This window comes from Ornithinimicrobium sp. F0845 (assembly GCF_023015765.1).
Taxonomy (GTDB): Bacteria; Actinomycetota; Actinomycetes; order Actinomycetales; family Dermatophilaceae; genus Ornithinicoccus.
Genome location: NZ_JALKAL010000012.1, coordinates 88415 through 103067, shown reverse-complemented (window position 1 = coordinate 103067; position 14653 = coordinate 88415). Strand labels below are relative to the sequence as shown.

The window sequence follows — 14653 nt, the reverse complement described above, 5'->3', positions numbered from 1 at the left end:
ACAACCCCTCCTCACCCGGCACGCAGTGCCGAGGGTGCCGTCGCCGAACCGGACAGGACGAAGTCGTAGGCGCACCCGGCATACTGCCCGCCACCGGCGTCCGCCCACCTGGTCACCGGGGTCACCAGAGACTCCTTCACCGCGCCGGCCACGTCAGCGTCGAGCCACGGGTCGTCCTCGAAGTAGATCTGTGTCGTCAGCGGCTCGCAGTCCGGGTGGCTGATCCGGAAGTGGATGTGAGCCGGACGGAAGGGCTCGCGGCCCATGGCGGCCAGGAGCCTGCCGGTCGCGCCGTCGGTCGGGATCGCATAGGGGACGGGCACGACGGTCATGAACTCGAAGCATCCGTCCTGGTCCGCGACCAGCCGTCCCCTGAGGTTGAACTCGGGCAGGTCGGGCTGCACGTGGGAGTACTCGCCCAGGCCGTTCGACTGCCAGACGTCGAGCACGGCGCCCGCCAGGGGAGTCCCGTCCGTCGAGCGCACCCGGCCGGCGAAGTGCAGCTTCTCGCCGGGCTCGTCCTGCCGTTGCGGGAGGACGTAGGGGTGGTGCAGGAAGGGTGCGTCCGGGACGTAGTAGGGGCCCTCGAGATTGTTCTCCGTGCCGTCGCCGGCGTGTGCCAGGTCGTCGACGGTCGAGGAGAGGAAGACGTCCAGCATCAGTGGGATCTCGATCCCCTGGTCGCCGGCCTCGGTGAGCCACTCCGTGGCGACCCGGAACTCCTCCCAGGTCACCCGGTGCCTGGTGATGGCGTCCAGGAGTGCCTGCAGGACGTCGTCGAAGACCTCCTGCAGCCGGAGGTTGGTCGGTCGTGCCGTGTCGATGGTGGTCATGATGAGAGTCCTTGTCTGGGAGTGAGGGTGTGACAGTGGCAGTGTCGTGAGATCTCAGTCGCCGGCACATGAGGGAGAGCCGACAGTTTCGGCCGGCATGCCCACGGTGTAGGCCGCCATCGACATCGACCCGGCCTGATGACCGTCGATCAGGAGCGACAGCGGCTCGTCACCAGCCAGTGCGGCGACGTACAGCAGGGGGAGGAAGTGGTCAGGGGTGGGCACGGCGTTGTCGAAGTCGCGGTGTCCGGTCAGGGCGGCGACCCCGGTCGGGTCGGTACTCTGCAGGACCGTCCGGGCGGCGTCGTCGAATCGCCGTGCCCAGTCGAAACCCTCCTCGGCGCGGGTGTGGTCGAGGGCGGCGAGGGTGTGCACGACGTTGCCGCTCCCAATGATCAGCACGCCCGAGTCCCGCAGACCGCGCAGCCGCCGACCGAGCTCGAGGTGCTGGTCGAACCCCTGGAAGGCGTTGAGCGAGAGCTGCAGGACCGGGATCGAGGCCTCGGGGAAGGCGTGCCTGAGCACGGACCACGTGCCGTGGTCGATCCCCCAGGAGTCGACGTCGCACCCGACCCACTGCGGCTTGGTCAGATCTGCGACCTCCTCGGCGAGCTCGGGCAGTCCGGGGGCCGGGTACGTGAGGTCGTACAGCTCCTGCGGGAACCCGTAGAAGTCGTGGATGGTGCGTGGACGAGCCATCGCGGTGACCGCGGTGACATTGGTGTACCAGTGCGCCGAGATGACCAGGATCGCCCGCGGCCTGGGCGCCGACCGCCCGAACTCGCGCCAGGCCTCGGTGTAGCGGTTCGCCCGCAGTGCGTGCATCGGGCTCCCGTGACCGATGAAGGCCGCGGGCATGCGGGTGCCGGGTGACGGCATACTCCCCATGACGCACCGGCCCTAGGAGGTGGCGAACGCGATGAGCTGGAGCTGGATGTCGTCGGGGTCGCGGAAGTTGAGCGACCAGCCCCAGCCGTGCTCGCTGACGGGGCTGTAGGTGACGCCCTTCTCCTCCAGGCGAGCCTCCCAACCCCTGAGGATGTCCTGGTCGGCCACCGTGAACCCGACGTGGTCGAGGCCGGTGCGGACCGGGTCGAAGCTCTCGCCGGCGTTGGTCGGGTGCTCGTTGAGGACGACGAACATCGACCAGTCCTCGGGGCCGAGCACGACTGCGTTGCCGCCGCCGTCGCCGTGATGCGGCTCGCGCGCCAGCTCGACGAACCCGAACAGGTCGGCGTACCAGGCGATGCTGGTGTCCATGTCGGTCACGGTGGATGGACTTCCCGGGCAGGGACTGGTTGTTCATCGTGGTCGTCGGACTGCTCGTCGTGCCCGTGCAGGTGGCACTGATCCCCGTGGCGGGGCTCTTCGGGGACCTCGGGATCTACGGATCCCGGATCTCGGTGATCCTCTTCCACGTCGCCTTCGGTCTGCCGTTCGCGGTCTTCCTGCTGCGCAACTTCTTCGCCGGGATCCCCAAGGAGCTGCTCGAGGCGGCACGGATGGACGGCGCGGGGGAGTGGCGGATCTTCCGGAGCGTGGTCCTGCCCCTGGGGCTGCCGGCGATCGCCTCGCTGGGCATCTTCCAGTTCCTGTGGGTGTGGAACGACATGCTGGTCGCGCTGGTGTTCGCCGACTCCTCCGCGGCCCCGCTGACGGTGGCGTTGCAGTCCCAGGCCCGCCAGTTCGGGTCCAACATCGACGTGCTGGCCACGGGGGCGTTCCTGTCCCATGTGGTGCCCCTGGTGGTCTTCTTCTCCTTCCAGCGCTACTTCGAGCAGGGGGTCCTCGCCGGCTCGGTGAAGTAGGCGCCGGGGTCAGGGCCGCAGCGCCGCGGGACCGGTGCGCACCGCGCCCGCGGTGTCCACGAGGGCCAGCGGTCCCGGTCGGCCCAGGTCCTCCCACTGCCGCTGCCAGTCCGCCATCAGGTGGTAGGCCCGGTCGGTCAGCGGCTCACGGGCCGGGGAGACCAGGTAGCCGAACTCCCGGCGGGGGTCCCCGGTGCACAGGGTGTCCTCGTCGACGACGACCGACGGCAGGATCTGCCGCAGCACGTCGGGGCTGCCGATGTCCTGCCCGTCCAGCCAGTAGGCCTCCAGGAGCACCGCGCGCACGGCCGCACCCCGTCCGAGGTCGACGGCCTCGGCATAGGCCGCCGCCACGGTGCGGGGGTGCGGGAGCACGGACGGCACACGGGTCGGCAGGTCCTCGTCCGGCCCGGCCACGGAGCGGGCGGCGTCGAGCTGACGCTGCATCTCCTCCCGCTCGGGACCGTCGTCGCGCAGTCCCGTGCGCGGAATCGTGGTCGGCCGTTGCACCGCCAGCCAGGAGCTGTCGTCATCGGGTCCGAGCCGCAGGTGGGCCAGGTAGGCCCACGGCGAGGTCAGGTCGACGAGCAGCCGGACCGTCCCGGGCCGGACGGCGGGCGCAACCGGCCGTTGCGCGACCAGGGCGTGGTAGGTCCAGTCCGGCGAGGCGGCAGTATGCCGGTTGGGCCGGACCAGGGTGTGCGGACGGGTGGGTGTCGTGATGGTCATGGTGTCCTCCTCGCCTTCCGTTCTACGGCAGGGAGCAGGGTGAGTCCTTGACCTGGGTCAAGCCCTGGCCGGGTGAGCGACTCGATCACTGCGGCCTGTCTCGAAGCCGTCCAGGTTCAACCCTCGGAGGCGAAGGTCACCGGCTCCCGCGGTCGGTCGTCAACCTGCAGCCGGAAGACGTCCGGCCGCGCGTAGTGCCCGACCACATCGAGGTCGAGGTGGGAGCGGGTGCGGTCCGCCAGGTCGAGGTCCGCGACGAGGATGCCCGGCTCACCGAACAACGGGCCGGCCAGCACCTGACCCAGCGGGTCGACGATGACGCTGCCGCCCCGGATCAGGGGCTCCTCGCCGCGGACGTCGATGGCCGTGGCGTAGTCCTCGGGGTAGTCCGACCGGCGGATGTACTGGCACGCGGCCAGCACGAAGCAACGCCCCTCCAGCGCGATGTGCCGCATGGTGTGCTGCCAGGCGTCGCGGTCGTCGACGGTCGGGGCGCAGTACAGCTCGATGCCCTGGGCGTACATGGCGGTGCGCAGCAGCGGCATGTAGTTCTCCCAGCAGATCACCGCGCCGACCCGGCCGGCGGGGGAGTCCACGACGGGCAGCGTCGAGCCGTCCCCCTGGCCCCAGACGAGCCGCTCGGCCGCAGTCGGCATCAGCTTGCGGTGGTGGCCCACGAGGCCCTGGTCGGCGTCGATCAGCGCGACGGTGCAGTAGAGCGTGCCGCCCGCCCGCTCGATCAGCCCGAGGACCACGAACACTCCGGCCCCGCGCGCGGCCTCGACGATCTCGGCCACCTCAGGCCCGTCCAGTCGCACTGCGCCCTCGGCGTAGCGCAGGAACTCCTCGCGCCCGTCCTGCGTGCGGGCGCCGACCGGTGCCCCGAAGGTCAGCCCCTTGGGGTAGGTGCCGAGGAAGGCCTCGGGGAAGACCACGACCTGGGCGCCCTGCTGGGCGGCCGAGTCGATGAGGGCGACGACCTTGGCGGTGGTGGCGGCAGCGTCGAAGGGGACGGAGCCGTCCTGCACGACGGCGACCCGGGTCATGGGGACACCGCCGCGGCGTCGGCCAGGGCCGAGCGGGCGGCCGTGATGACCGTGCCCAGGGACTCGCGCAGGGCGATGAGTTCCTCGACGTCCATGCCCAGGCGAGAGACCACGGCGGGGGGCACCCGGAGTGCGTCCTCACGCAGCCGGAGACCCTGCTCGGTCAGCGTGACCGCGAGTGACCGCTCGTCGTCCGCGCGGCGCTCCCGGCGGAGCAGCCCACCAGACTCCAGGCGTTTCAGCAGCGGCGACAGGGTGCCGGGGTCCAGATGGAGGAGGTCGCTCAGCTCTCGCACGGAGACCGGATCCGGGCGCTCCCAGAGTGCCAGCATCACGAGGTACTGCGGGTGGGTGAGTCCCATGGGCTCCAGGATCGGGCGGTAGACCGCGACGACGTTGCGGGCGGCGACCGAGAGCGCGAAGCAGACCTGCTCCTCCAGCGCCAGGGCCCGTGCGGGATCGGAAAGGCGGACGTCGTCCCTCATGACTGTTAGGCTACCAGATTGGTGCCCCAATGATTTGTACGCAAAGGAAGGCGAACCATGCCCGGACGAGGCAAGAACGAGGGACTGTCGCTGTGGTACCGGTTTCTCTGGCAGATCAAGTACCAGGGCTACCACGTGTTCGGGCCAGCCCAGCTCAGCGGGCAGAGCGATCCGCAGTGGCGGCTTCGGCAGCAACGACAGACAAAGGTCGATGCGGCCCGTGCGGCGAGGCTGGCGCGAGAGAGCGGTGCCGGCCGATGAGGTAGGTCCACCCGTCGCCGCCGTCGGCGACGGAGCGGATGGCCTCGCGGCGGCTGTTCGACGAGGGCGTGTCGGACGTGCGTCCGGTGGCGGGGGCGTGGGTCAGTCGGCGAGGAAGGCTGGCACCCGGTCCTTGGGCCGCCCGATGATGGCGCGGTCGCCGCGGACCAGGACGGGGCGTTGCATCAGGCGGGGGTGCTCGAGCAGCAGCGCGACGACCTGGTCGGCCGTGGCGACGTCGGTGTCCGTCAGACCGAGCGCGGTGAAGGCGGCATCCCGGCGCACCAGGTCGGTCACCGGGTCCTCGAGCTTGCCGATCAGGTCGCGCAGCTGCGCCTCGTCCAGGGGTGTGGACAGGTAGCGCACGACCTCGGCGTCGACGCCAGCGGACTCGACGTGTTCCAGCGCAGCCCTCGAGGTGGAGCAGCGGGGGTTGTGCAGCACGGTGATGTGAGGCATCTCACGACCGTAGTTCACGCAACGCGGAATCTCGCCATCGGGGCCGGAGTTATGCTATGTAAGCGTCTGGCGCCGGTGCCGCTGCCCGGCGCATTTTCTATCTCTCCGTCCTTGTCGAGGAACCCGAACAATGAGCGCCCGCCTCACCCTGTCCCGCCCCACCACCACGAGCACCCTCGTCGCCCAGCCGGCGCGCCTGACCCGCCGGCAGCGTCGTGAGGAGCGCGAGCTGCTGGCTCAGCTGGCCACCCGTCCGGACAACGTCCGCGACGAGCTGCTGGAGATGATCTACCGGCCCAACTGACGGCATACGCCCGTCCTCGGATCTGGCCGCCTGTCCCGATCCGTGCTGTCTGTCCCGATCCGTGCTGTCTGTCTCGATCCGCGCCGTCTGGATCCGGGTTCAGCCCCGATGACGTGCGGGGGTCGTTTCGGCAGGAGGGTCGCTCACGACCCTCCTAGCGTGAAGACATGACCACCGACGGTTCCAGACCAGAGTCAGATCACCGCTCGGAGGACCCGGCCGAGGGCCAGGGGTCGACGGGCCACCGCGTGGCCCGCTCCGGCGCCCTGCTCGGGCCGGCCCTCTTCGCGGTGATCGGGGCGGTCCTGATCATCCTGGCTATCGTCCTCATCTGACGTTCGCCGTGGCCGAGGCCAAGGACGCCACCGCCTGGGTTCCCGCACGCCCCACGCTGCGTCGGCTCGCGGAGGCCGTCCAGGACTGCCGCGGCTGCGAGCTGTGGGAGGACGCGACCCAGGCTGTGTTGTCCACGGGCACGCGTGAGGCTCGTCTGATGCTCGTGGGGGAGCAGCCCGGTGACCGGGAGGACCGTGAGGGTGAGCCGTTCGTCGGCCCCGCCGGACGGGTGCTGGCCACCGCGCTGGAGACGGCCGGGATCGACCCGGGGGAGACCTATCTGACCAACGCGGTGAAGCACTTCCGCTTCGAGCGCCGCGGCAAGCGGCGCATCCACGAGGCGCCCGAGCTGCGCCACCTGGTCGCCTGCCACCCCTGGCTGGAGGCCGAGCTCACGGTGGTCGACCCCGACGTGGTCGTCTGCCTCGGCGCCTCCGCGCGGGGTGGGTATGACGAGGCGCTGGCCGAGCTCGTCTCCGACCTACGGGTCGCAGCCTCCGCCTGAGGGAAGCACCATCCGAGAGTCTGATCACCCAGGGTGCCTGCCCTACCATCGGGCCATGACCGGTCCCCACGACACCATCCGCCGCCGCGCCCGCGACTGTGGCGTCGTCGTCTTCGACCTCGACGGCGTGATCCGGGAGTTCGGCCCCGCCACCACCGAGGCGGTCGCAGCCGACCTCGGTCTGACAGCGGATGACTTCCTTGCCCTGGCCTTCGCGCCGGACCTCATCGAGCCGGTCGTGACGGGTCAGCGCACGTTCGCCGGCTGGTGCGGCCTGATCCGGGACGCGCTGGTGGCGCGAGACATCCCGCCCGCAGCAGCGGAGGAGGCGGTGACCCGCTGGGTTGCCGACCGGGGCGTGCCAGTGGCCGAGACGGTCGAGCTCATGCGGGAGCTCGAGGAGGACGGCGCAGCGGTCTTCGTGTTCACCAACGGCACCGACAACATCCCCGCCGAGCTGCGGCAGATCGGCCTGGACCACCTGGTCGACGTCGTGCTCAACAGCGCGGTCTTGGGGCACCGCAAGCCGCACCACGAGGCGTATGCCCGGGCACATGCCGCCCTGGAGTCCCACCTCGGGCGTGCGGTCCGGCCGGACGAGGTGCTCTTCACCGACGACCGCCCGGACAACATCGACGGAGCCATCCGGTTCGGCTGGCAGGCGGTGCACTTCGACGCGGGCGTGCGCACCGACGTCTGACCGGCGGCCCCGATGGGACGATGGTGAGATGGAACCCGAGCTCGACCTCGTCCTCGTGGGCGCCACCGGCTTCGTGGGACGCCTAACAGCCGCCCACCTGGCCACGGCAGCGCCCGACGGGGCACGCATCGCCCTGGCCGCACGGTCCCTCCCGCGCCTGGAGCAGTTGCGCGACACCTTGCCGGAGCACGCCCGCCGGTGGCCCCTGATCGAGGTGGATGCCACCGATCCGGACGCGGCCCGCGCGCTGGCGGTCCGCACCACCGCGCTGGCCACCGCCGTCGGGCCGTACGCCAGCTACGGGTTCCCCCTGGTCGCCGCGTGTGCCGGTGCGGGCACGCACTACGCAGATCTGACCGGCGAGGTCCTCTTCGTGCGGCGCACGATCGAGGAGCTGCACGACCGCGCCAGTATGTCGGGAGCCCGGATCGTGCACGCCTGCGGCTTTGACTCGGTCCCCTCCGACCTGGGCGTCTGGCTCACGGCGCAGCGGGCGCAGGAGGACGGTGCCGGCGGCCTCACCGACACCGAGCTGGTGGTCCGGCGCCTGCGCGGGGGACTGTCCGGCGGCACCATCGACTCGATGCGTCAGCAGGTGATCGCGAGCCGGGGCGACGCGGACGCCAAGGCTGTGCTGGCGGACCGGGAGGCGCTGTCGGGTGGGGGCGCCCGGCGGAGCAGGGGAGAGGGGGAGGCTGCGCCGTCGGCCACCCCACGGCATACTCCCTCGGTGCGGGGCAGGGGCCTGGGCCCGGTCCGCCAGGACGCGGTGACCGGTCGGTGGCGGGTGCCCTTCTTCATGGGTGGCTTCAACGGCCCGATCGTCCGCCGCTCGCACGCGCTGGCCGAGGGTGGCTACGGACCGCACTTCAGGTATCGAGAGCTGCAGGACACCGGACGTGGCGTGCGCGGTGCGGTGCGCGGCCTCGGCACGATGGCCGCGCTGGGCGGCGTGGGTGCCGGGCTGGCGTTCGGTCCGACACGGGCGGTGCTGGACCGGGTCCTACCGGCGCCGGGGGAGGGACCCGCGGCGGAGCAGCGGGCCCGGGGCGGGTTCACCATGGAGGTCACGGCGGGGACCGAGTCGGGCGCGCGCTACCGGACCACGGTCGGGGCCGACCTCGACCCTGGTTACGAGGGCACCGCGGTGATGTTCGGTCAGGCGGCCCTGGCGCTGGCTGCCGGGGAGGGGGCGGGCGCCGGCGTGCTGACCCCGGCGGTCGGGCTCGGTGAGGCACTGGTCGAGCGGCTCCGTGCGCACGGGTTCACCCTCGAGACGCTCACCCTCCCGTGACGGCGTGCTCGGAGCGTTGGACCTCTGCCGCAACGTGCAGGTCGTAGACCGCGTAGGCGGTCCGGATCACCGGCTGGGCGACGTTGCGCACCCGGACACCCCCGTCCGTGCTGCCCTTCTCGGTGCCGGCGTGGGCGTGCCCGTGGACCGCCAGGTCGGCACCGGCCTCGTCGATCGACTGTCCGAGCAGGTAGTTGCCGAGGAAGGGCCAGATCTCCGGTGGTTCGCCGACGAGGGTCTCGTCCACGGGGGCGTAGTGGGTCAGGGCCACGGTGACGTCGGGGGACTGGCCGGCGAGATCGGCGAGTGCCTGTGTCATCAGCTCACGGCTGCGGCGTCCGGTGCGGGTGAAGTCCTTCATCTCCGGCTCGCCGAAGTCGCTGGCGCAGCGGCCGGCGAACCCCAGGCCGAAGCCCTTGACCCCGGCGACCCCTAGCCGACCCGGCTCCAGGTCGAGGACGACCCCCTCACCCTCCAGCACGAGCAAGCCGGCCTCCCGGAGCTCGTCGGAGACCTCCGCGGCCGCGTTGTCGTGGTAGTCGTGGTTGCCGAGCACCGCGACGACGGGCACCGGCAGGTCGCGGTACTCCTCCGCGACGATGCGTGCCTCCTCCACGGTGCCGTGCCGGGTCAGGTCCCCGGCGAGCAGCAGGACGTCGGCGTGGGCGGAGAGGTCCAGCAGGCCGGCGCGGTGGCGGCCGGCGAGATCCGGCCCGAGATGCACGTCCCCGACGGCGGCGACCCGGATCATCGGAGGTCCTCCGAGGTCGTGGGCGGGTCCCCGAGTGTCCGCTCGGCACAGGTCAGCTGGTCGACGACCTCGTGGCCCGGGCACAGGGCCGTGACGCGGTCGATCACGGCACGCCGGCTGGCCTCGCTGGCGACCTGACCCGTCACGAACACCCGGTCGCCGCGCTGGTCCAGGTGGACGCCCAGCTCCGCGGTCTCGCCCTCCTCAGCGAGGCGCCGTTCGATGTCCTTGAGGTGGTAGTCGTCGGTCATGGTGCTCCTTGGTGGGGTGGTGGGAGCAGGGACAGGTCGCGGGCCAGCCCGAGCGCGGCCCGCGCGAAGGGTTGGTCGGCGCAGGCCCGGTCCACGCGCTCGGTGTCCAGCTGCTCCCGGAGGCTGCGGATGAGGGCCAGGATCGGCGACAGGTCACAGTAGTGCTCGGTCAGGACCAGCAGCTTGGAGATCAACAGGTCGGTCGCCGCCAGGACCGGCATGCGGACCGAGTCCACTTGCAGCTCCGTGGCGCGGTCGAGCAGCCCGGCGTCCACCGGTCCGCTGGCGAGCTGGAAGATGACGTCCACCTGCTCGCCGCCGTGCCGGACCTTGAAGAGCCAGTCCTCCGGCGGGTCGATGACCTCCAGCTCCCGGCCCCGCAGTGCGGTGCGGGCCCGGTGCACGTCCTCCCCGCAGATCACGACGTCCGCGTCGTGCCGGCTGTCACCGCCACCCCTGGCGTACACGGCATACCCTCCAGCCAGGGCGAACGGGATCGACTCCTCCTTGAACGCGACGGCAACGGTCTTCAGCGCGTCCAGGATCGGTTGCACCTGGCCTGATCCCATCTGTTCATCATGGGCGGGGCGCTGGGGGTGCGCGAGCGCAGACCGTGGCTCGCCAGGATGGCGGTGGCCGCGGACCTCGGGTTCGGCGAGCGCCCGCTCCGAGGTCGGGTGAGCATGGTGGCATGACGCTCTCCCGGTCCCGCGCGGCCCTGCTCACCGACGTCTTCGAGCTCTATCTCAACGACCACCTGGCCGGTGCGGAGGCCGGCAGGGCCCGGGTCCGACGGATGGCCGAGGCCCATGCCGACCTCCCGATCGGGCCGGAGCTGCCCGGCCTGGCGGACCAGCTCGACGGTGAGTATCAACGGATCGTCCGCCTGCTCGAGGAACTGGGGCTGCGTCGACTGGCGCACCGGCAGGTCGCGGCCCGGGTGCTGGAGCAGATCGGCAGGCTCAAGCTCAACGGCAGGCTGCTGCGGCGCTCCCCGATGACGCCGGTGCTGGAGCTCGAGCTGATGCGCGGTGCGGTCAACGCCAAGGCCGGGCTGTGGGAGGTGCTCGTGGGGATGGCCGGGGACCTCGGACTGGATCCGGCGGAGTTCCAGGAGCTGGCGGACCGGGTGCCGCAGCAGAGCGGGTTGCTGGAGCGGCTGCACGGCGAGATCGCCGTTCCGGCGTTCGAGGAGCCCGGCACCTGAGGGTGGCCCCTCACTGCAGGGGGAGTCGGCGAGCGTCGTCCAGGCGCACCGCGGCGTCGCGCGCGGCGTAGGCCAGCGCAGAGACCAGGGCACGCTGCGCGGCGGGGACGGACTGCTCACCGGTGCGTGAGAGCAGGACCGCCACCTCGTGCCGGACACCCTCCAGCCAGGCTCGTTGCGTCTCCGCCTCGGGCTCACCCGGCGGTCCGGCCAGTCCGTCAGCAAGGTGCTCGAAGGTCGCCGCCAGCGGCCGGCGCAAGGGTTGGACGAGCACCCCGCTGAGGTCGGCCAGGGCCAGTGAGGCGGTCTCCGTCAGCAGCTCGCACCGCTCGAGAGCGCGGGTCTGGGCGTGCAGGTCGCTGTCGAGACGCGCATAGCGGTTCCGGTGCGGGTTGCCACGCCGGGCTCGGTGGTTGAGGGCCAGCGCGCTGGCCAGCTGCTCCCGACGGCCCTCGACGTGGTCGAGCAGGTCGGGAGGGGCTCGCTGCCGTCGCCGTCCGCCACGGCCGTTGCCAGCTGTCGGAAGCGATCGTGGAGAGCCAGGCGGTAGTGCTGGAGCCCCACCTCCAGGTCGTGGATCGGAAGGGGCGCGACGAGGACGTAGTTGACCGAGATCCCGATGATCGCACCCAGCGGCACCTGGACGACGTAGCCCAGGGCGAACTGGCGCGGGTCCTCGCCCCCGAAGGCCAGGACGAACAGGGCGACGAGGGGCACCCAGCTCGCCTCGTTGCGCAGCACCGGGAGCGCCGCGACGACCACGGCGAGGCCGATCGCGAGCCCGACCACCCACCAGCTCGTGGAGGCCAGCAGCTGCAGGACGAACGCCACGCCGATGCCCAGCATGATGGCCAGCACGGTGCGCAGCGCCGCCTGCAGCGAGTCGGCGAGGGCGGGGAGGACGACGCTGAACGCACCCATCGCGGCGTAGTAGTTGTAGGCGTTTATCGGCTCGGGGAGCAGACCGCCCACCAGGAAGGCCAGGCCCGCGGCGATGCCAGACTTCAGCGCTCGGGCGGTCACCGGGTGGTGCAGGACGCGCCTGAGCCTGCTGGGCGCAGCTTGTGGGGCCACCACCTCATCGTGCGGCAGCCAGGGGACCGGCGCGGGGCCGGGCGAGGGCCCACAGCCTGCGGGTCGCATTCTCGAGGTGCTCAACCTCAGATCAGGATGGGGTAGGTCAGCATGATGCCGACACAGACCACCCCGATGACGACCCCCAGCCCCAGCAGGACGTACTTCATCCACGGCACGACGTTGCGCTGGGACAGGGCGACCAGGAAGAGCACCAAGGCGAAGAGCACGGTCAGCAACGAGTACCGGTCGCCGGTCTCGTTCAACCCAAGCCCCTCCTCGAACTTCGCGTCGGCGCGGGCGGTGAGGTCCACGGCCTCCTGCGTGCCGGGCGGGACGTACTCCGCCATCGCCATGGGCCCCAGCTGCTCCCGACCCCCGGCCTCCCACGCGTCGAAGGCGGTCCGGAACTCCGGGGTGAACCGCTCCTCGATGAACTCCCGCAGTTCATCCCGCCCGTCGGCCTCCGCGAGGACCCATTGGGTGTAGATCGACAGGTCGTACTGACGGGCGTCCCGCGCAGTCCCCTCGGCGGCCGCGGCCTGGATGCGGGCACTGGAGGCCTGGCTGAAGGCGATCGACATCTCGCCTCCCCACTTTGAGGCCTCGAAGCCGCACCACGCAGTCAGCACCGCTGTGATGGAGAGCACAAAGATCGTGGCGCCATCCACCAGCAGACTGCGACGCGGGGTGACCACCGTTTCCTCGCTCATCTACGACACCTCCCATTGCCTTCCCGGCAGCGTATTTTCCGGCGGACGGAGCCAGGATCACCCTGACCGGGTGACCTCTGAGGGCGCCGGGCCCGTTTAGGGTCGAACATCCCGGAGGCACCGGGTGCAGAGTCACGAGGAGCTCCACATGACTGAGGTGCTGCAGAGAAGTAGGACAGGGTGGGACATCGCCCTGGGCGCGTTGCTCGTCATCGGATCGTTGGTCATCCTGGGGAACGCGGTGCTGGCGACCGCCGTGTCCGTGGTTCTCATCGGATGGTGTGTGCTGCTGGGCGGGGTAGCCATGCTCGTGGCGGGCCTCCTCCGGATCAGGTCGGACTTCTCCTGGTCGATCCTGCTCGGTGGCGTCGCGCTCGGGGTGCTCGGGCTGATCATGCTGCGCAACCTCGGCGCCAGCGCGGCGGCCCTCACCATGACCGCCGCAGCGATGTTCCTGGCCACCGGTCTGGTGCGGATCTTCCTGGCGTTCGACCAGGAGAACAAACGTGCACTGTTGATCTTCAGCGGCGCGGTGTCCGTCGTGCTGGGGTTGTGGATCCTGTTCAACCCCGGGACGGCGACCCTGACCCTGCTCGGCACCCTGCTGGGCATCCAGGTCCTGGTCGAGGGCGTCACCATGATCCTGGCTGGTCGGCTCCGGCTGGCCCCGCTGGAGCCCAGCCCCGCCACACCGGGGGGCTGAGGCGTGGCAGGCGGGCAGAGCGGGGTCGACACGGCGTCGACCCCGCCCGGCCCGCGCAGGACCGTCCTCCTGGACCGGCGCAACGTCTGGCAGGTCGCCTGGACCGTCGTCGCGGTATTCCTGCTCGTCCGGCTGCTGCTGTTCGTCTTCGACGAGGCCAGTTCTGTCCTGGGCACGATCGTGATGTCCTGGGCCGCCAGCCTCGCGCTGGAGCCCGCGGTGAACCGGGTGTCGCGCAGTATGTCGCGTGGCTGGGCCACCCTGGTGGTGATGTTCTCGCTGGTGGTCGCCGGCGCGATCTTTCTGTACCTCTTCGGGGGCATGCTGGCCGAGCAGATCAGGTTGTTCGCCGCGAGCATCCCGGGCTATGTGGACCAGCTCAACCAGCTGCTCTCGCAGTATGTCGACACGGACCGGCTGGTGGATCTGCTGGGTGGCCCGCTGGACCTCGGCGGGGTGGCCGCGAGTGTCGCGGGCGGACTGCTGAGCTTCGTCGCCACACTGGTCGGGAGCTTCTTCTCGGTCTTCACCTTCGCGTTCTTCACCTACTACCTCTCGGCGGACGCCCCGCGTCTGCGTCGGTGGCTCTCGCGCCTCTTCCCGCCGGCGCAGCAGGAGGTGGTCGCGACGGTGTGGGACCTGGCCATCACCAAGACCGGTGGCTACATCGCGGCCCGCATGACCCTGGCTGCGTGTTCGGCGACGGCGACCGCCGTCTTCCTGCTGCTGATCGACATGCCCTACTGGTTGCCACTGGGCATCTGGACCGGCGTCGTGGCACAGTTCGTGCCCACCGTCGGCACCTACATCGCGATTGCGCTGCCGGTGTTCATCGGGCTGGTCGGTGACCGGCCGATCCAGGGGCTGTTCGTCCTCATCTTCGCCACGCTCTATCAGCAGGTCGAGAACCTCATCCTTGACCCGCGGATCAGCTCCCGCGCGGTCCACGTCCACCCCGCGATCTCCTTCGGGTCAGTCATGCTGGGCGCGGCCCTCTTTGGGATCCCCGGCGCCTTTGTCGCCGTGCCGACCGCGGCCCTGATCCTGGCCCTCCTGGAGATCTATACCCGGAAGTACGAGGTGCTGGCAGACGTCCTGGTGCCACCGGCACCCGTTCCGAAGCCTGCCGACGTCCCCGACGCACCACCCAAACCCACGGGCGTGAGCCGCTTCATGCCCTGGCGCCATTGATCC

22 protein-coding genes are annotated in these 14653 nt (G+C 70.8%); 9 read left to right on the top strand and 13 right to left on the bottom strand.

Annotation, left to right across the window (positions count from 1 at the left end):
* Positions 1–11 precede the first annotated feature (11 nt).
* Genes MWU75_RS15805 through MWU75_RS15795 form a run of 3 tightly spaced genes read right to left on the bottom strand, consistent with a single transcriptional unit; the run spans position 12 to position 2093 of the window.
* Positions 12–833 (bottom strand): dioxygenase, encoded by an 822-nt coding sequence (locus MWU75_RS15805; protein ID WP_247092615.1) that lies wholly within the window; start codon positions 831–833, stop codon positions 12–14.
* A gap of 54 nt (positions 834–887) precedes the next feature.
* The gene (gene ygiD / locus MWU75_RS15800; protein WP_247092613.1) at positions 888–1712 is read right to left on the bottom strand and encodes a 4,5-DOPA dioxygenase extradiol; all 825 of its coding nucleotides are present in this window, start codon (positions 1710–1712) and stop codon (positions 888–890) included.
* A gap of 21 nt (positions 1713–1733) precedes the next feature.
* Entirely contained in the window at positions 1734–2093 is a 360-nt protein-coding gene (locus MWU75_RS15795; RefSeq protein ID WP_247092611.1) for a VOC family protein, read from the bottom strand.
* Between the two features lie 14 nt (positions 2094–2107).
* Here MWU75_RS15795 and MWU75_RS15790 point away from each other — a divergent pair, with 14 nt between their 5' ends.
* Complete coding sequence (locus MWU75_RS15790) at positions 2108–2641, top strand: carbohydrate ABC transporter permease (RefSeq protein WP_247092609.1); 534 nt, start codon at positions 2108–2110, stop codon at positions 2639–2641.
* 9 nt (positions 2642–2650) lie between these two features.
* On the opposite strand, the gene MWU75_RS15785 is transcribed toward MWU75_RS15790, so the two are convergent.
* From MWU75_RS15785 to arsC, 4 genes are all read right to left on the bottom strand, one after another.
* Positions 2651–3370: a hypothetical protein gene (locus MWU75_RS15785; protein WP_247092607.1), complete on the bottom strand. Its 720-nt coding sequence runs from the start codon at positions 3368–3370 to the stop codon at positions 2651–2653.
* A gap of 116 nt (positions 3371–3486) precedes the next feature.
* Entirely contained in the window at positions 3487–4416 is a 930-nt protein-coding gene (locus MWU75_RS15780) for a carbon-nitrogen hydrolase family protein (protein WP_247092605.1), read from the bottom strand.
* The gene (locus tag MWU75_RS15775; protein ID WP_247092603.1) at positions 4413–4901 is read right to left on the bottom strand and encodes a MarR family transcriptional regulator; all 489 of its coding nucleotides are present in this window, start codon (positions 4899–4901) and stop codon (positions 4413–4415) included. The genes MWU75_RS15780 and MWU75_RS15775 overlap by 4 nt, the downstream gene beginning before the upstream one ends.
* 363 nt (positions 4902–5264) lie before the next feature.
* Positions 5265–5621, bottom strand: a complete 357-nt coding sequence (arsC, locus tag MWU75_RS15770) for an arsenate reductase (glutaredoxin) (protein ID WP_247092595.1) — start codon at positions 5619–5621, stop codon at positions 5265–5267.
* A gap of 130 nt (positions 5622–5751) precedes the next feature.
* Between arsC and MWU75_RS15765 the strand changes: the two genes are divergently transcribed.
* The 5 genes from MWU75_RS15765 to MWU75_RS15745 all read left to right on the top strand — a co-directional run bounded on the left by MWU75_RS15765 (position 5752) and on the right by MWU75_RS15745 (position 8760).
* Positions 5752–5925, top strand: coding sequence for a hypothetical protein (locus tag MWU75_RS15765; protein WP_247092593.1), 174 nt, complete (start codon positions 5752–5754; stop codon positions 5923–5925).
* 167 nt (positions 5926–6092) lie between these two features.
* The gene (locus MWU75_RS15760; RefSeq protein ID WP_247092591.1) at positions 6093–6260 is read left to right on the top strand and encodes a hypothetical protein; all 168 of its coding nucleotides are present in this window, start codon (positions 6093–6095) and stop codon (positions 6258–6260) included.
* An 8-nt stretch (positions 6261–6268) separates the two neighbouring features.
* The gene (locus MWU75_RS15755; RefSeq protein ID WP_247092589.1) at positions 6269–6766 is read left to right on the top strand and encodes a UdgX family uracil-DNA binding protein; all 498 of its coding nucleotides are present in this window, start codon (positions 6269–6271) and stop codon (positions 6764–6766) included.
* A gap of 55 nt (positions 6767–6821) precedes the next feature.
* Positions 6822–7466, top strand: coding sequence for an HAD-IA family hydrolase (locus MWU75_RS15750; RefSeq protein WP_247092588.1), 645 nt, complete (start codon positions 6822–6824; stop codon positions 7464–7466).
* Positions 7467–7494: 28 nt separating this feature from the next.
* The gene (locus tag MWU75_RS15745; protein ID WP_247092586.1) at positions 7495–8760 is read left to right on the top strand and encodes a saccharopine dehydrogenase NADP-binding domain-containing protein; all 1266 of its coding nucleotides are present in this window, start codon (positions 7495–7497) and stop codon (positions 8758–8760) included.
* Here the strand turns inward: MWU75_RS15745 and MWU75_RS15740 are convergent.
* Genes MWU75_RS15740 through MWU75_RS15730 form a run of 3 tightly spaced genes read right to left on the bottom strand, consistent with a single transcriptional unit; the run spans position 8747 to position 10331 of the window.
* Entirely contained in the window at positions 8747–9511 is a 765-nt protein-coding gene (locus MWU75_RS15740) for a metallophosphoesterase (RefSeq protein WP_247092584.1), read from the bottom strand. The two genes, MWU75_RS15745 and MWU75_RS15740, sit on opposite strands and share 14 nt — an antisense overlap.
* Positions 9508–9762: a BON domain-containing protein gene (locus MWU75_RS15735; RefSeq protein WP_247092582.1), complete on the bottom strand. Its 255-nt coding sequence runs from the start codon at positions 9760–9762 to the stop codon at positions 9508–9510. The genes MWU75_RS15740 and MWU75_RS15735 overlap by 4 nt, the downstream gene beginning before the upstream one ends.
* Positions 9759–10331: a nucleotidyltransferase family protein gene (locus MWU75_RS15730; protein ID WP_247092579.1), complete on the bottom strand. Its 573-nt coding sequence runs from the start codon at positions 10329–10331 to the stop codon at positions 9759–9761. Before MWU75_RS15730 ends, MWU75_RS15735 begins: the two co-directional genes overlap by 4 nt.
* Before the next feature lie 122 nt (positions 10332–10453).
* Between MWU75_RS15730 and MWU75_RS15725 the strand changes: the two genes are divergently transcribed.
* Entirely contained in the window at positions 10454–10969 is a 516-nt protein-coding gene (locus tag MWU75_RS15725; RefSeq protein ID WP_247092577.1) for a hypothetical protein, read from the top strand.
* A 10-nt stretch (positions 10970–10979) separates the two neighbouring features.
* Here the strand turns inward: MWU75_RS15725 and MWU75_RS15720 are convergent, their stop codons facing one another.
* From MWU75_RS15720 to MWU75_RS15710, 3 genes are all read right to left on the bottom strand, one after another.
* Positions 10980–11243 (bottom strand): hypothetical protein, encoded by a 264-nt coding sequence (locus MWU75_RS15720; protein ID WP_247092575.1) that lies wholly within the window; start codon positions 11241–11243, stop codon positions 10980–10982.
* A gap of 38 nt (positions 11244–11281) precedes the next feature.
* Positions 11282–12043, bottom strand: coding sequence for an aromatic acid exporter family protein (locus MWU75_RS15715; protein WP_247092566.1), 762 nt, complete (start codon positions 12041–12043; stop codon positions 11282–11284).
* Positions 12044–12129: 86 nt separating this feature from the next.
* On the bottom strand, positions 12130–12756 hold the full coding sequence (locus MWU75_RS15710) for a hypothetical protein (protein ID WP_247092564.1): 627 nt from the start codon (positions 12754–12756) through the stop codon (positions 12130–12132).
* Between the two features lie 148 nt (positions 12757–12904).
* Here MWU75_RS15710 and MWU75_RS15705 point away from each other — a divergent pair, with 148 nt between their 5' ends.
* On the top strand, positions 12905–13459 hold the full coding sequence (locus tag MWU75_RS15705; RefSeq protein ID WP_247092562.1) for a DUF308 domain-containing protein: 555 nt from the start codon (positions 12905–12907) through the stop codon (positions 13457–13459).
* Positions 13460–13462: 3 nt separating this feature from the next.
* Complete coding sequence (locus MWU75_RS15700; RefSeq protein ID WP_247092560.1) at positions 13463–14650, top strand: AI-2E family transporter; 1188 nt, start codon at positions 13463–13465, stop codon at positions 14648–14650.
* Positions 14651–14653 lie beyond the last annotated feature (3 nt).

Excerpts from the sequence above, each read along its gene's own strand:
- MWU75_RS15740 (WP_247092584.1), bottom strand. The coding sequence starts at position 9,511 with ATGATCCGGGTCGCCGCCGTCGGGGACGTGCATCTCGGGCCGGATCTC.
- MWU75_RS15775 (WP_247092603.1), bottom strand. The coding sequence starts at position 4,901 with ATGAGGGACGACGTCCGCCTTTCCGATCCCGCACGGGCCCTGGCGCTG.
- MWU75_RS15710 (WP_247092564.1), bottom strand. The coding sequence starts at position 12,756 with ATGAGCGAGGAAACGGTGGTCACCCCGCGTCGCAGTCTGCTGGTGGAT.
- MWU75_RS15745 (WP_247092586.1), top strand. The coding sequence starts at position 7,495 with ATGGAACCCGAGCTCGACCTCGTCCTCGTGGGCGCCACCGGCTTCGTG.
- MWU75_RS15790 (WP_247092609.1), top strand. The coding sequence starts at position 2,108 with ATGGACTTCCCGGGCAGGGACTGGTTGTTCATCGTGGTCGTCGGACTG.
- MWU75_RS15705 (WP_247092562.1), top strand. The coding sequence starts at position 12,905 with ATGACTGAGGTGCTGCAGAGAAGTAGGACAGGGTGGGACATCGCCCTG.
- arsC (WP_247092595.1), bottom strand. The coding sequence starts at position 5,621 with ATGCCTCACATCACCGTGCTGCACAACCCCCGCTGCTCCACCTCGAGG.
- MWU75_RS15760 (WP_247092591.1), top strand. The coding sequence starts at position 6,093 with ATGACCACCGACGGTTCCAGACCAGAGTCAGATCACCGCTCGGAGGAC.
- MWU75_RS15795 (WP_247092611.1), bottom strand. The coding sequence starts at position 2,093 with ATGGACACCAGCATCGCCTGGTACGCCGACCTGTTCGGGTTCGTCGAG.
- MWU75_RS15780 (WP_247092605.1), bottom strand. The coding sequence starts at position 4,416 with ATGACCCGGGTCGCCGTCGTGCAGGACGGCTCCGTCCCCTTCGACGCT.
- MWU75_RS15785 (WP_247092607.1), bottom strand. The coding sequence starts at position 3,370 with ATGACCATCACGACACCCACCCGTCCGCACACCCTGGTCCGGCCCAAC.
- MWU75_RS15725 (WP_247092577.1), top strand. The coding sequence starts at position 10,454 with ATGACGCTCTCCCGGTCCCGCGCGGCCCTGCTCACCGACGTCTTCGAG.
- MWU75_RS15805 (WP_247092615.1), bottom strand. The coding sequence starts at position 833 with ATGACCACCATCGACACGGCACGACCGACCAACCTCCGGCTGCAGGAG.
- ygiD (WP_247092613.1), bottom strand. The coding sequence starts at position 1,712 with ATGCCGTCACCCGGCACCCGCATGCCCGCGGCCTTCATCGGTCACGGG.
- MWU75_RS15730 (WP_247092579.1), bottom strand. The coding sequence starts at position 10,331 with ATGGGATCAGGCCAGGTGCAACCGATCCTGGACGCGCTGAAGACCGTT.
- MWU75_RS15765 (WP_247092593.1), top strand. The coding sequence starts at position 5,752 with ATGAGCGCCCGCCTCACCCTGTCCCGCCCCACCACCACGAGCACCCTC.
- MWU75_RS15750 (WP_247092588.1), top strand. The coding sequence starts at position 6,822 with ATGACCGGTCCCCACGACACCATCCGCCGCCGCGCCCGCGACTGTGGC.
- MWU75_RS15735 (WP_247092582.1), bottom strand. The coding sequence starts at position 9,762 with ATGACCGACGACTACCACCTCAAGGACATCGAACGGCGCCTCGCTGAG.